Annotated in this window: 8 protein-coding genes; 6 read left to right on the forward strand and 2 right to left on the reverse strand. The window is 68.5% G+C overall.

Translation table 11 applies throughout. From position 1 onward, the window contains the following. Positions 1 to 105 precede the first annotated feature (105 nt). The 6 genes from GKS42_RS18740 to GKS42_RS18765 all read left to right on the forward strand — a co-directional run bounded on the left by GKS42_RS18740 (position 106) and on the right by GKS42_RS18765 (position 11,019). Positions 106 to 1,719, forward strand: coding sequence for a DUF2142 domain-containing protein (locus tag GKS42_RS18740; RefSeq protein WP_154795202.1), 1,614 nt, complete (start codon positions 106 to 108; stop codon positions 1,717 to 1,719). Next, the gene (locus GKS42_RS18745; protein ID WP_154795203.1) at positions 1,716 to 3,152 is read left to right on the forward strand and encodes a glycosyltransferase family protein; all 1,437 of its coding nucleotides are present in this window, start codon (positions 1,716 to 1,718) and stop codon (positions 3,150 to 3,152) included. The genes GKS42_RS18740 and GKS42_RS18745 overlap by 4 nt, the downstream gene beginning before the upstream one ends. A gap of 336 nt (positions 3,153 to 3,488) precedes the next feature. Beyond that, positions 3,489 to 6,347, forward strand: a complete 2,859-nt coding sequence (locus tag GKS42_RS18750; protein WP_154795204.1) for a YfhO family protein — start codon at positions 3,489 to 3,491, stop codon at positions 6,345 to 6,347. A 119-nt stretch (positions 6,348 to 6,466) separates the two neighbouring features. Continuing rightward, positions 6,467 to 9,169, forward strand: coding sequence for a DUF7657 domain-containing protein (locus tag GKS42_RS18755; protein WP_154795205.1), 2,703 nt, complete (start codon positions 6,467 to 6,469; stop codon positions 9,167 to 9,169). Between the two features lie 226 nt (positions 9,170 to 9,395). Further along, complete coding sequence (locus GKS42_RS18760) at positions 9,396 to 10,301, forward strand: lysylphosphatidylglycerol synthase domain-containing protein (protein WP_168217892.1); 906 nt, start codon at positions 9,396 to 9,398, stop codon at positions 10,299 to 10,301. Next, positions 10,294 to 11,019, forward strand: a complete 726-nt coding sequence (locus GKS42_RS18765; protein ID WP_210769217.1) for a class I SAM-dependent methyltransferase — start codon at positions 10,294 to 10,296, stop codon at positions 11,017 to 11,019. The genes GKS42_RS18760 and GKS42_RS18765 overlap by 8 nt, the downstream gene beginning before the upstream one ends. 96 nt (positions 11,020 to 11,115) lie before the next feature. Here the strand turns inward: GKS42_RS18765 and GKS42_RS18770 are convergent, their stop codons facing one another. Next, positions 11,116 to 13,176 carry a glycoside hydrolase family 99-like domain-containing protein gene (locus GKS42_RS18770; RefSeq protein WP_154795207.1) on the reverse strand — a complete coding sequence of 687 codons (2,061 nt, stop codon included), beginning with the start codon at positions 13,174 to 13,176 and terminating at the stop codon, positions 11,116 to 11,118. Between the two features lie 10 nt (positions 13,177 to 13,186). Next, entirely contained in the window at positions 13,187 to 13,936 is a 750-nt protein-coding gene (locus GKS42_RS18775) for a rhamnan synthesis F family protein (RefSeq protein ID WP_168217893.1), read from the reverse strand. Positions 13,937 to 13,981 lie beyond the last annotated feature (45 nt).

A 13,981-nucleotide genomic window follows, 5' to 3' on the forward strand; every position in this document is an offset into this window, starting at 1 on the left:
TGACCTGGATCCGGGCTCAAGTGTACAAGGATCGGCCGATCATCCCACGGAGGCGCCGCCGTAGCGGCGCTCGGGCCGGGGTGTCTGGCCCGGTAGCCTCGACGCGTGACCTCACGGACCTACCGACGCACCCTCGCGGTCATCACCGCGCTCCTCGGGGTCGTGATGGTCCTCTGGGCCGTGCTGACACCTGGATTCCGTGCTCCGGACGAGCCCCAGCACTTCAACAGCGTGATGCGGGTCGCGACGGGCGGTGGCTGGCCCGCCCCCGGCGAGGCCCGGGTGAGCGACGCCACACTGATCGCGACCAGGGAGGCCGGGCTCAGCCTCGAGACCCATGGCATCTCGGTCCTCACCTCCTCGATCCTGCCGCGCAGCTCCCTTCAGGGCTGGGGTTACCAGTTCGTCGACCTGACGCCGTTGCCGGCGCAGGAGCGGTCGGTTCTGGACCACACCGCAGACCTCGTCACGGACGTCGAGCCCACCTTCGACCAGATGACCCAGCATCCGCCGCTCTTCTACGCCGCCGGCGCCGTCTTGATCCGGGCTTTCGGTGCCCTCGACTGGCGTTGGGACCAGCAACTGCTGCTCCTGCGACTCTTCTGCGTATTCCTGTGCATCTGGGTGGTTCCGCTGACCGCGGCCACCACTCGGATGCTCACCGGGAAGCGGACCGTGGCCCTTGCGGCATCCGTCTCGATCCTCGCCGTTCCCCAGTTCGCCCACATCGGCGCGACCGTCTCGAACGACTCGCTCACGAACCTGCTCGGTGCCGTCCTCCTCACCATGGCCGCCGCCATCGTGTCCGGCCGGGCGACGTGGGCACGCCTCGTGGCGATCGGCGTGGTCCTCGGTCTTGCATTGTTGACCAAGGGCTTCCTGTTGGCAGCCATCCCGATGGTGGCGCTCGCGGTCGTCGTCGGCGCGCGGGCGCTGCGCCCCCGCCAGCGGCTGTGGCGCACGTTCGTCACACTGGCGGTGGCCTTCGTAGTCGGGGGCTGGTGGTGGCTGCGTAACCTCCTGGTGCACGGTGCCCTGCAGCCGAGCGGGATGCCGCCGTTCGAACCGGACTGGGGCGACGACACCCCCACCGTCGGTGAGTTCGCCCCACAGGCCTTCGATCGCTTCGCCACCTCGTTCTGGGGCAACTTCGGCTTCCTCGAGATCTCGCTGCCCCGGCAACTCACCCTCGGACTGACGGTGCTCGGACTGGCCGCGGTCGTCGTCGGAATCGTCGCGTGCCGGAGGCGCCTCCGCCTCATCGTCCTACTCACACTCCCGGTCGGCACGCTGCTCGTCGTGCTCGGCGGCACCTTTGCGTCGTACCAGACGAACGGCCTGTTCGCGGGGCTTCAGGGCCGATACCTGTTCTCCTCGATCGCGGTCCTGGCCGCCGCCGCCTGGATCGGCCTCGATGCGATCGCCCGTAGGCTCGGCCGACGCTGGGCGCACTGGCTCCCGGTCCTGGCCACCCTTCTCTCGGTCACCCTCGCGGCAATCGGCCTCATCACGTTCTTCCAGGCCTGCTACCAGCTTCCCTCCGAGTCCGTGATCGTCGGGCTGAACCGGTGGGCACTCTGGTCGATCGCCGGGCGGACCGGTGTGGGCCTCGCTGCCCTCGCGCCCCCGGTTGTCGCGATCGCTCTGCTCGTCGTCCTCGTCGTCGGCAGGCTCAGGCGCTCACGACGGCCGGACCTCGCCAGGAGTCTGCCCGCGTGAGGGGTGCGCACGCGCGAGCCCGGTCGAGGCTCGACTGGGAGCGCCTCGCCGTACTGGCAGTCCTGGTGGCGACGGCGGGATTCTCGGTGTCCGTCGCCCTGTCCGTGCCGATGTTCGCCTCCGCGGACGAGTCCGCCCATGTCGACTACGCCTACCAGGTCTGGCTCGGACGATTGCCGACCTTCGAGGAGGGCGTGCAGATCCGGCCGCCGTTCGGGTTCCTGCCGCCCGTCCAGTGGGCCTCGCAGCATCCCCCGCTGTTCTATCTGATCCTCGCTCCGGTGGTCGGGCCGCTGATCGAGGCCGACCACTACCTCCGAGCCGGGTATGCCGCCCGTGGCATCAACATCGCCATCACCGTGGCGTTCGTGTATGCCGTGATCTGGGCCACCCGCAAACTGGCGCCGGGCCACCGCCGCCTGGCGGTCACGACCGGCATCGTGGCCGCGTCCGCCGCCTGGGTCACTCGGGTCGGCGGCGCCGTCTACAACGACATCCTCGCCGCCCTGCTGTCTGCACTCCTGCTCGGCGTGACAGCGCGGGCACTGCGCACCGGGCTGACCCGGCGGGACACTGCGCTTATCGCTGTCCTCGGGTCCCTCGGGATGCTCAGTCGGGCGTCGGTCGCCGTCGTGCTCGCGCTCTGCCTTGCCGCACTGGTCGTCGGCGCGGCACGCGGCCCCAGCACAGGTCGTGTCCGACGCGTTGTTCGCGCGTCGATCCAGTGCCTGATCGCCGGGAGCGTGGTGCTCGCCGCCGCGCTGTGGTTCTACCTTTTGAACCTGGAGCGCACCGGCCGGCTGACGGGCGGGAGCCCGGAGTGGTCGCAAGCCAACATGGGCCGCGTCGTTCGTCCGGTCCTCGAGCTGGTCGGCGACCCCGGGGCCTGGTTCCGACTGGTCCGGTTCTTCGGCCACGGCGCGTTTCCCCTCGAACTGATGACGACCGTGTGCGTGCTCGTGCCGGCGGCCGTCGGTCTCGTGCTGATCCGTCGACTCCGTACCGCGACCCCGGCCGACGCCGTCGTGCTCGGCCTGGGCGTGCTGCTGGTTGCGGCCACCCTCGCGCAGCAATTCGTGTACGCCTCGTCCGGCGGCCAACTCAGTCCCCGCTATCTGCTGCCCGTCGCCACCATCCCGTTCGTGCTGATCGCCCATGGACTCACCGGGTTCCAGCGCGCTCGATGGTTGCCGACGGCGGCGTGGCTCGTTGTCGTGAACGTCCAGTACCTCGACTGGTTCCGTGGTGCGATCACGACCGTGCAGCAACCCGGCTCCGGGCCGATCTACCCTGCCGCCGCGGCCGCGGCCGCCGGGCTCGCCCTCGCTGCCGTGGTCATCGCGGTGATCGCGACCGACCGACTCACTCCCATCGGCGGGTCCGAGAAGACACCGGCACCTCACGGCCCGGGCCACGGCGGTCGACCCCGATAGCAACGGGCCGCACCACGCGTCCGGCGGACGTCGCCCGGGGCCCAGGACTCGTCATCGATTCCTGACCGGGACTGGCACGTTCGTCGCCACCTTCGCTGCGGGCACGTACCGCGCCAGCGGCCCCGCTGGAAGGCGCGTTAGCGGCAGCGGTTGTCCGGGTTCACTAGCGTCGGGTGCGGACGGTGGACCAGGCTGTAGCGTGCCAAGGCCTCGCCTCCGGAGCGGCCCCACGCACCAGCCAAGGTCGGAAAGGTACGATCCGTGGTCGGCGGGCGGTGCTGATCGCTGCCCCAGACCGTCCCGACCCGAGGAGTCTTCATCAACGAGCACGCGCCCGTGACTGCCGACGTTGATGAAGGTGTCGAACGACCCAAGGATCACTCGGCACCGTTGTTCGACCACGGCGGCAGGAACCGCCTCGCCGCGTGGCTGCTGGCGGCTGCAGCGTTCGCCGTCATCGGCATCCGCCTGGGGCCCCCATTGCTCGGCCTCGAGGTGTTCGTCGGCCTGGACCTGTTCGAGTTCTTCCGACCGTGGTCGGAGTTGCCCGGGGCGGACGGCTACCCGACGTCGTCCATCTACGTCTCGGACCAGCTCGACTCGACGCTGCCCGGGATGTACGAGATCCGTGAACGGTTCCTGAACGGCGACCTCGCGCTCTGGAGCTCCTCCGCCGTCGGCGGGTTCCCGTTGTTCGCAACGATGCACTACGGCATGCTCACGCCCGGCCGGTGGCTGTTCTTCATCCTGCCGACATGGCTGGCCCCGGCCTGGGCCAAGCTCGCCGAGCTGGCGTTCGCCGCAGCCTTCACCGCGCTCCTCGCGCGCCGGCTGAAGTTCAGTCGGCTGGCTGCCGCCGTGGCAGCGTTCATCTATCCGATGACCGGCTTCATGATCGGCTGGACGAACTGGCCGCAGGCCGCCGTCGCCGCCACGATCCCCATGGTCTTCTGGTCCGTGGAACGCTTCGTGCAGCTCCGGCGGGTGCGCGACATCCTGCCTGTGGCCCTCGCCACGGCGATCCTGCTGTTCGGCGGGTTCCCCGCCGTCGCGGGGCAGACCCTGTACCTGGCCGGGGCATATGCCCTCGTCCGGACCATCGCAACCCACCGTCGAGCGATCGGCGCCATCGTGCGGGACCTCGCACTGCTCGCCGGCGGTGTGCTGATCGGCGTTGCCCTGACCGGATTCCAGCTCGTGCCGTTCGCAAGTCAACTGCTCGGCGAGACGGACCTCACCTATCGCGCATCAGAGTTCTTCAGCGTGAGCCAACCCGTCTTCCTGCTGACGACCATGTTCCCGGAGTCGTTCGCCGGGAACCAACTGTGGGCCGGAGCCAGCCCCATGGACGTCAACGCCTACCTCGGCGGCGTGACGATTGCCCTGGCGACGCTCGGCGTCGTCTCAGTGCTCCGGGGCCGGGTGCCACGGCACGTCGGCCTCTTCTTCGTGGGCGTCGTCCTGCTCGCCGTCACGTTGATCTGGTTCCAAGGCCCGTGGACCGCCTGGATGAACAACCTCCCGATCTTCAACGGGAACCCAATCGGCCGGTTCCGCTCACAGTTGGCACTCCCCGCCGCCATCCTGGCCGCGGCCGGCGTGGACCTGCTCCGGACGGACTCGGACGGCGAGTCCCGAGCATTCACATGGCCGACGGCACTCGCTGTCGGAGCCGTGACGGCGCTCGCGGCAGCGGCCGCCGCCCTGCTCAACTCGGGGCGGATCCTCATCCTGAGCGAGCAGGTCCTGCGGGACACGCTCATCGCAGTTGTGCCCCTGGTGCTGCTGTTCGGCCTTGTGCTCTGGGGACTGCGCAGCCGGCGCCCGAGAACCCTCGTGCTCTGCCTCGTGGTCCTGGCGGTGCCGCTACAGGCGTTGTCCGCAACGGCCTTCTACTGGCCGACCGGCGAACGTGAGGACTTCTATCGAACCACCTCGGGCATCGAGTACCTCCAGGAGAACCAGGGGCACGACCGGATCGCAACCCTCGGGCTTCCGCTCCGTCCGAACATCACGCAGTACTACGGCCTGCGTACCCTCAACGGGCACTCCTTCGTGACGGAGCAGATGTCCGAGGTCTTCCTCGCCATCAACCCGTCGATGTTCATCGGCCCCACATACACGGCACTGTCGAACGACATCGCCTCCTACGGGGATCGCGCCCCCGGGCTGGACCGGTTCGGGGTTCGGTACCTGGTGGCGGACGCAGAGGCGATCCTCCCGGGCAACGTCCCGGTCACGCTGCCGGGGATCGGGGACCCGCTCGCGGAGCGCGCCGGCGACCTGCCCCTGGAGCCTGGCCGCGAGTACACATCCACGATCGCGGCCGGCGACCTGCGCGGCGTCCACATCCCAGTGATCCTGAACGCGCCCGGGAGCGTCACCGTCGAGATCCACGACGCTGACGGAGCACTGCTGGCGAGCAACGAACTCGACGTTCGCAACACCGGCGAGGAGGTCACCGTCCCAATAGCACTCTCCCCCATCGACGGCGTCGCGTTCCCCGACTCCGGTGACCCCTTCACCGTGACCGTCACCTTCACGGGGGACGGCCTGATCGGGTCCGCGGACGACGCGGGGAACCTGCGCGTCCAGGCGGTCCGAGCCCCGGCCGAGGGCGACGGTCTGGACCTCGCGTACGCAGGCGAGGGCCTGATCATCTGGGAGCGGACCACCAGCCTGAGCCGGATCCGCTGGGCGAGCGAAGCCGTCGTGATCAGCGACGACGAGGACCGCGTGGCAGCCGTTGCGAACGATGCCGTCGATCCGGAGGCCGCGATCCTGGCCGAGGAACTGCCTGAGGAACTGGCCGGCGGCACAGCCGAGCTGAGGATCACCGAGGACAGCGGTGACGTGATTCGTGTCGAGGTGGAGGCCGAGACCGCTGGGCTCGTCGTGGTGACCGACACGATGGACGACTTCGTCGCGACAGTCGACGGGCAGCCTGCCGACATCGTCACAGCCGAGCACGCCGGTGGCGCGGTCCTGGTTCCCGCCGGGTCACACACCGTCGAACTGACCTACGCGCCACAGTCCGGAAAGCTGGGCATCGGACTCACGATCGGTGCTGCCGCAATCCTGCTTGCGATCGGGGTCGGTTCCCTGCTGCTCCAGCGACGGAGCCGCCGACAGGCGTCCGACGCGGAATCCGACGTGCGGGCGGACGTCGAAGTTGAACCGGATAACATTCGCTGATGTCCTCGACCAATCAGAGCGAGCCACAGCCGGTCGCTCCCGGCGTCCAGGATCATCGAGCACCACTGTTCCAGCGATCGACGCGGCCGGAGCGGACTCTGGGGCTGATACTGGCCGCCTTGGGACTGGCGTTCGTCGCACTGCGGTTGGGCCCTTCCCTGCTGGGACTCAACGTCTTCACCGGCCTGGATCTGTTCGAACTCTTCAGGCCCTGGTCGGAACTGCCCGGTTCGGACGAAGCATCCTCGACGTCCGTCTACGTCTCCGATCAGCTCGACTACTTCCTGCCGGCGATGCACGAAGTCCACGTGCGGCTCCTCCAGGGTGACCTCGCCATGTGGACGTCGGCGAACGTCGGCGGCTTCCCGCTGTTGGGCACCATCAACTACGGGATGATCTCCCCCGGCCGTTGGGTCTTCTTCATCCTGCCGACGTGGCTCGCGCCGGCCTGGTCGAAGCTGCTCGAGATGGCGTTCGCGGCGACGTTCACGTTCCTGCTGGTGCGCCGACTCGGGATGAGCAAGCTCGGGGCCGGGCTCGCCGCGTTCATCTATCCCATGACCGGTTTCATCATCGCGTGGACGAACTGGCCGCAGACCGCAGTCGCCACGATCATCCCGATGCTCTTCTGGTCCATCGAGCGGTTCTCCCAGGAGCGGCGGGTCCGAGACGCGGTGCCGGTCGCGATCGCCACCGCACTCCTGCTCTTCGGCGGGTTCCCCGCAGTGGCAGCACAGACCTTGTACCTGGCCGGCATCTACGCCCTGGTCCGTACTCTCGTCCGCCATCGGAGGTCCGTGCGCCCGATTCTGCGCGACCTCGCAATCCTCGCGGGTGCGGTGGTGGTCGGCGTGGGCGTCACGGCATTCCAACTGCTGCCATTCGCGGACCAACTCCTCGGCGAGACGGATCTCTCCTACCGCGAGGACGGTTTCTTCGGCGTCAACTCACGGCACTTCATGCTCACGACCATCTTTCCCGAGTCGTTCTCCGGAAACTACCTGTGGTCCGGTCTGAGCCCGATGGACGTCAACAGCTACCTGGGTGGCATGGTGGTCATCCTCGCCGCGCTCGGTGTCGTGCGGACGGTCCGAGGCGGCATCCCACGGTCGGTCGGCCTCTTCTGTCTCGGCGCGATCGTGCTGGTCGTAGGACTCATCTGGTTCCAGGGCCCCTGGTCCGACTGGATGAACAACCTTCCCTTCCTGAGCGGGAACCCGATCGGCCGAATGCGCTCCCAACTCGGCCTGCCCGTGGCCCTGCTCGCCGCCGCCGGTATCGACCACCTCCGCTCGGACTCGCAGGGCCAGGCCCGTGCCTTCACGCTGCCGACGGTGCTCACCGTCGCGGCCGTCACCCTGCTGGCGGTCGCTGGAGCCGGCCTGCTCGTCTCCGGTCGCATCCTGGACATCAGCCAGTACGCGTGGCGTGACGCCCTGGTCGCCGTGGTGCCGATGTTGGCCCTGGGAGTCCTGGTTCTGATCGGCCTGCGTCGGTCCTGGCCCAGGTGGATCGCGCTCGCTCTCGTCGTGGTCACGGTGCCGCTGCAGGCAGTACCGGCCACGGCGTTCTACTGGCCGACCGGTGAACGGGACGCCTTCTTCCGCACCAGTGCCGGCATCGAATACCTCCAGGAGCATCTCGGACACGACCGGATCGCCACGCTCGGACACCCGATCCGTCCGAACACCAACCAGTACTTCGGACTGCGTACCCTCAACGGCCATGCGTTCGTCCCGGAGGATATGGCGGCCGTGCTGACTGCGATCGACGAGCGCGCCTTCATCGGACCGACCTACAGCGTGCTCTCGAGCGCGGTCACCCAGTTCGGGATCCAGCCCGGCCTGGACCGGTTCGGGGTCCGGTACCTGGTGGCCGACGCCGAGTCGAGCTACCCCGGTCCGATCCCGGCCCCGCTGGCCGGCGTCGAGGATGCCGTCAGTGAACCCTCGGAACCGGTGCTGCTGGAGCCCGGACAGGCATATGAGGCCCAGATCGCGCCCGGCGAACTGCGTGGCCTGCACATCCCGATGACGGTGAACGAGGCTGCGACCGTCTCCGTCGAGGTGGTTGGTACCGATGGCACGATAGCCCGCAACGAGGTCGACGTGCGGGCCACGACGAACCAGGTCAAGGTGCCGGTCGCCCTCACCCCGATCGGCGGCGGCGCCTTCCCCGACACCGGCGACGCGCTGACGGTGCGGGTGACCGTCGATGCCCCGGTCACCGCAGCGCTCGAATCGGACGGAGATCTGCAGGTGCTGGCGGTCCGTCCGCCCGTTCCGTCCGATGGGCTCGAGCTCGTCTTCGCGGGCGAGGGCCTGATCATCTGGGAGCGACCGACGGCGCTGCCGAGGATCCGGTGGGCCGGCGACGCGATCGTGATCCCGGACCCGGCCGAACGGCTCGACGCCATGGCCAACGATCCTGCTCCCGAGGGCACCGTGATCCTCTCGGACGCGCCCGAGACTCCCCTCACGGGCACTGGTTCGACCACGGAGTTCACCGTCGTCGAGGACAGCGGAGATACGATCCTGGTCGACGTGACGGCGACCGAACCCGGTCTGGTGGTGATCTCCGACAACGTCGAGAACTTCGTCGCGACGGTCGACGGAGACCCCGTTGAGATCGTGTCCGCCGACTACGCCGGCGGCGCGGTCGAGGTCCCGGCGGGTGTCCACCAGGTGGAGCTGACGTACGCGCCCGAATCGGGCGCCCGCGGAGCTGCGATCTCGTTGGTGTGCGTCCTGCTGCTCGCGGGGATCGGGATCGTGCCATTGCTCCGACGGCGGATCCGGGCCATGGGCGAGAGCCGTCGCTAGATGTCGCTCTCCCGAACCCACCCCCGCCCGCGTGCCCGTCCGCACGCGTCGACCACGCTCCCGGATCATGGCGCGCCGCTCGTCGCGGGCCGTGCTCGGTCGGGTGCGGCGACTAGAATCCGTTGCAATGACGCCCTCATCGCCTGACGCGGCACCGCGGGTCCCGAAGGTGCCGGGGCAGACCTCCCACCCTCGGCGCAAGGTCCTGCTGCGAGTGGTGGGACTCGTGGCGGCGGTGGCGGCACTTGCTCTCTGTGCCAAGGCCCTGATCGACTCCTGGTCCACCGTCTCGACGGCGGTCGCAACGGCCGATCCGGGCTGGATCGCGGTGGCACTGCTCGCCAGCGCGGCGTCGATGTTCGGACTGGCGGTGCTGTGGAAGCGCACGCTCGCCACGTTCGACGAGGTGCGCCCGCTCCGTTTCGTCACCAGCTGGTACTTCGTGGGCGAACTCGGCAAGTACATCCCCGGCGGAATCTGGCCGGTGGTCGGTCGCGGGGAACTCGCCTCACGGGGCGGCGTGCCGCGCGGCCTCGCCTACACCAGCACCATGCTCTCCCTGGCGCTGATGTGCGTCGGCGCCGCTTTCGCATCCGGACTCCTGGCTCCGTTCCTCACCGTCGATGGTGGGCGGGTCGGGCCAGAGATGCTTCTCCTGGCCCTGGTGCCGATCGGTGTGGTCTGCGCCCATCCGAGCGTCTCCGGGCGCCTGCTCGGGCTTCTGGATCGTGTCTCGAAGGGGCGCATCCGCATCGCCGCACCACCGTTCCGGACGATGCTCTCCCTGATCCTGAGCGCGGTCCCCACCTGGCTGCTCGTCGGCGCAGCCTCGGTGGCGGTCACGCAGGCCCTGGGATACGAGCAGTTGCCTGCTCGCATCGCCTTCGCAGCGATCGCCGCGTGGATCATCGGGTTCCTCGCCGTTCCGGTACCGGCGGGAGCGGGAGTCCGTGAGATCCTGTTCGTGGCGATCTCCGGTCTTGAACCCGGACCCGCGGTGGCCGTGGCCGCGATCGCGCGCCTGCTGTTGATGGTCGTGGACGCGGGAGGCGGTATTCTGGGCCTGCTCTGGCTGCGGACGGGGCGCCGATTGCCGACTCCTGCTCCCACTGAAGGTGAAACGCTTGGGTAACCTGCCCTACCTGGTCAAGAGCACATACGCGAAAGCCATGCGCGCCACCGGGCGGTTGCTGACCAGGGCGAAGGTCCTCAGCGAGAATCCACCGGTCCGCAGCCACCGACTGCAGCACTGGGCGTACAGCCTGACTCGCGTCCACGACTCGATGGCCATCGTGGAGCTCGGCGTGCCGTGGTGGACCTATGACGCGATCGACCACATCGAACAGGTTCTGGACGCCCGCCCAGACGACCTCCGGGTGTTCGAGTACGGCTCCGGCGCCAGCACGTTCTGGCTGGCCCGGCGAGCTCGCGAGATCCACACCGTGGAGCACCATGCCGGGTTCGCCAAGACGATCGGTCCCGAGTTGGCGAAGCTCGAGGACGTCACCTTCCACCTCGTGGAGCCGGAGCGATCCGAGCATCCGGCGATCGGGTCACTGAAGTCGGGCAACGCAGGTCTGGACTTCAAGGCCTACGTGACCACCATCGACGCGGTCGGGGGTCTGTTCGACGTGGTGGTGATCGATGGTCGGGCGCGTGCCGCGTGTCTCAGGGCCGCCATCCCGCACCTGGCCGAGAACGGCATCATCGTCTTCGACAACACCCGGCGGCGGCGGTACCGGAAGGCCATCGAGAAGTCCGGGCTGGTAGAGACGCGGTTCACAGGGCTCACCCCGACCCTGCCCTACCCGGAGCAGACGTCGGTGCTGACCAGGGCAGCCGGGCACTGAACCGGTGGCCACCCCGGTGGCCGAGCGATCCAAGGGCAACACCGAGGACCGGCGACCGGTCCGGATCGGGTGGGAGTGTGTCGACGGGGCGTCGCCCTACGACCGGCCGACATCCCGGACTGCCTGGAGATACGTGCGGCCGAACCTGTCGGTGGGCTCGAGGATCGCACCCTCGGCCCACTCGTTCCACGCGTTGATGAAGACGATCCGTTCGTCCGCCGGCCTGTGGGCGACGGCGTGCACGGACTCCGCGAGCCAGCGACGGAACGTGTACGGGTTGGATCCGTACCAGAGGTCGGGCCGCCACTGCCGGCGCGCCGTGTTGTCGAAGTTCACCATGACGCCCGGGTAGTAGTCGTCCGGCATCGTTCGCAGCTTCTTGATGGCTTCGGTGACGAGGGCACCATAACTCATCAGGTTGCCCCGGAAGGCCGGATCCAGTGACAGGTGTTCAGCCGGTCCCGCGACCCACGAGAGGTTGTGCGGTGGGAATCCGAGTGACCCGTCCAGCCCGTAGTCCGCGGCTCCGGAGGTCAGCCCGTCGAACTCCTCGGCGACGCTCACCGAGAGCAGGAACAGCTCACCGATGCCGGCCTCCCGGGCGTGCGCCCGCCAGGTCGCGGCGACAGCGGGAAAATCGGGAATCTGACCGGGTCGGTAGATGGCCAGCACCGCCTTGCCGTTGACCCGTAGATACCGTCGGTCCTTGAGCAGGTGCGCGACGTCGTCGATGAACTGCTCCGCGGGCACCTTGTCGTAGTCCTGACCGATGAGCACGTCACTGGACCGGCCGTCCCAGCGCCGAGTCCAGTTCTCGTTCGCCCACATGAGACAGAAGGGCTGTTCGACGTCACCCTCGACGAGCCGGTTCACGGGCAGTTCCAACAGCGGTCGCCCCGCGAACCAGTAGTGGTAGTACATGAATCCGGCGATGTCATGATCCTGGGCCAGCTCGCGCTGCTGCTCCCGGATCTCGTCGAGCCGGAGGTCGTAGAAGCCCAGTTCGGTCGGGAACCGGGGTTGGTGCTGACCTCGGTAGACGGGCCGCGCCGCGGTGACATTCGTCCACTCGGTGAATCCCTTGCCCCACCAGACGTCGTTCTCCTCCGTCGGGTGGAACTGCGGGAGGTAGAACGGCACGAAGCGAGCCGCAGGCACTCGTGGTGCGTCAAGGGTGAACCGGGTCCACCCCTCCTCCGCGGCCGGGTGCTCCCGGACATGGCGGGTGTCCTCGACGGTCAGGCCAGCCTCCCGGCTGAGGATCCCGATCGAGCGCTCCAGCGCGTGCGCCGTGGTGCCATCGATGTGTGCGGACCGCTCGTCCTCGAAGTCCGCCGCCGTGAGGTTCAGCGACCTCAGACCCTGGAGGACGAACGCCCGGACCCAGTACATCGAACCGGCCGCGAACCGGAGGTCGTCATGGACGACGTCGAGCTCGATGCGGCGTAGGAGTTCGCGCGTGATCGGCTCGTCGGCCCCCCAGTGCTCGGGTCCCACGACGTTGCCCTCCGCGGTGACCAGCCCGAGGTTCGGGTCCTCGGCGAAAGCGCCGAGGATCGCGCGGATCCGGTCACCGTCGCCGACGAGTTCCTCGATGAAACCGGCCCGCCAGGCGTCACCAGAACCCTCAAGATCGACTCGCTCGGTACGCCATGCGCTCTTCTTGGTGTGCATCTTGAGCACGAGTTCGTATGGGTCGAGGATTCCGGCGTTGACGACCTGAACCAGGGGGAAGATGTCGCGGCCGCGGTTCTCGGTGTCGAACGAGACGCAGTTGCGCAGCATCGGTGCCGACACGCCGGCCAGGTTCACCGCCTTCCCCGAGGAGTTGGTGACGACCAGGTCGAACTCGACCGGCATCGCGGCGAGTCGCTCGAGCAGCTCCGGCAGGAGCTCGGGGTAGAAGACGTGGACAAGGACCGCGACCCGGGCGGGCTCGTCCAGCGGTAGCTGCGGATCGATCCGCCAGCTGTCCGGGTGGCCCGACGCCTTGCGACCCGCCCCGCGGCGTAGCCAGGCCCCGAAGTCGACGGCGGCGCGCGAGGAATCACGACCCGGCAACGTGCCATCCTGGAGATAGGTGACAACAGCGCCCTTGGCGATTCCGCGGTAGCGCGCCAGCCTGCGGCGCACTCCGGCAACCGTGATCCGTCTCATCGATCCTCCGTTACAGCCACTCGTCAATCTCCTGCCGGTACATCGCCCGCACGACCTCACCGATCCTGTCGCCACCGGGGCCGGTGGAGGGATCGGTCACCAAGGTCCGCTTGACGAACGGGAATCCGCGCTGCAACAGCGTCCGCCACGCGCCGAGCGTCGGATTGACCGCATCCTGCGTCACGTCGTGCGAGCGGAACCGGGCTGTGGGTGCGTAGCCACCCGCCACGCAGGCCCGGCTCAGCCCCAGCTCATAGCGCATCACCACGTCCATCTTCGTGGGCTCCACCCTCACGTTCGCGAAGAAGTCCCTGAGGGCGGGCTCCGCGAGGATGCCGCGCCGGAATCCGACGAAGTAGCTCTGGAAGTGATGTGCGATCTGCCACGAGTCGGTCAACGTCCAGACATCGGCCCCGGTGCTCTCGTAGTCCGCGAGCAGGTCATCGATGGGCGCGAACGGGCCGACCATCGAGTCGTTGGTCAGGACCACGTGCTCCAGCCGGGTCACCTCCGGGAACCGGTCGAGTCCGACGGTCCAGGATCCGAAGTCGTACCCGAGGTTCTCCCTGCGAGTGACCACAACGCCCTCCGGCGGCGGCACGGTCCAGACCAGCTCGGCCGGCGCCGTCGAGACCACCAGCGGCGTGTATCCGTTCGCCACGAACTGGCGGAGATACTCCGTCAGGGAGCGACCCACACGTCCGTCGGCGCTGTACTGCGCCACCACTGCGACCTTCGTCGCGGCGGCCAGCAGGCCCACGTCCCCGGACTCCACTCGCAGGTTCGCCCCAGGCCCGTCGAGGAC

Origin of the sequence: Occultella kanbiaonis, from assembly GCF_009708215.1 — a bacterium.
Lineage (GTDB): Bacteria > Actinomycetota > Actinomycetes > Actinomycetales > Beutenbergiaceae > Occultella > Occultella kanbiaonis.

Coding starts and splice junctions, on each gene's coding strand:
- GKS42_RS18770 (WP_154795207.1), bottom strand. CDS start 13,176: ATGAGACGGATCACGGTTGCCGGAGTGCGCCGCAGGCTGGCGCGCTAC.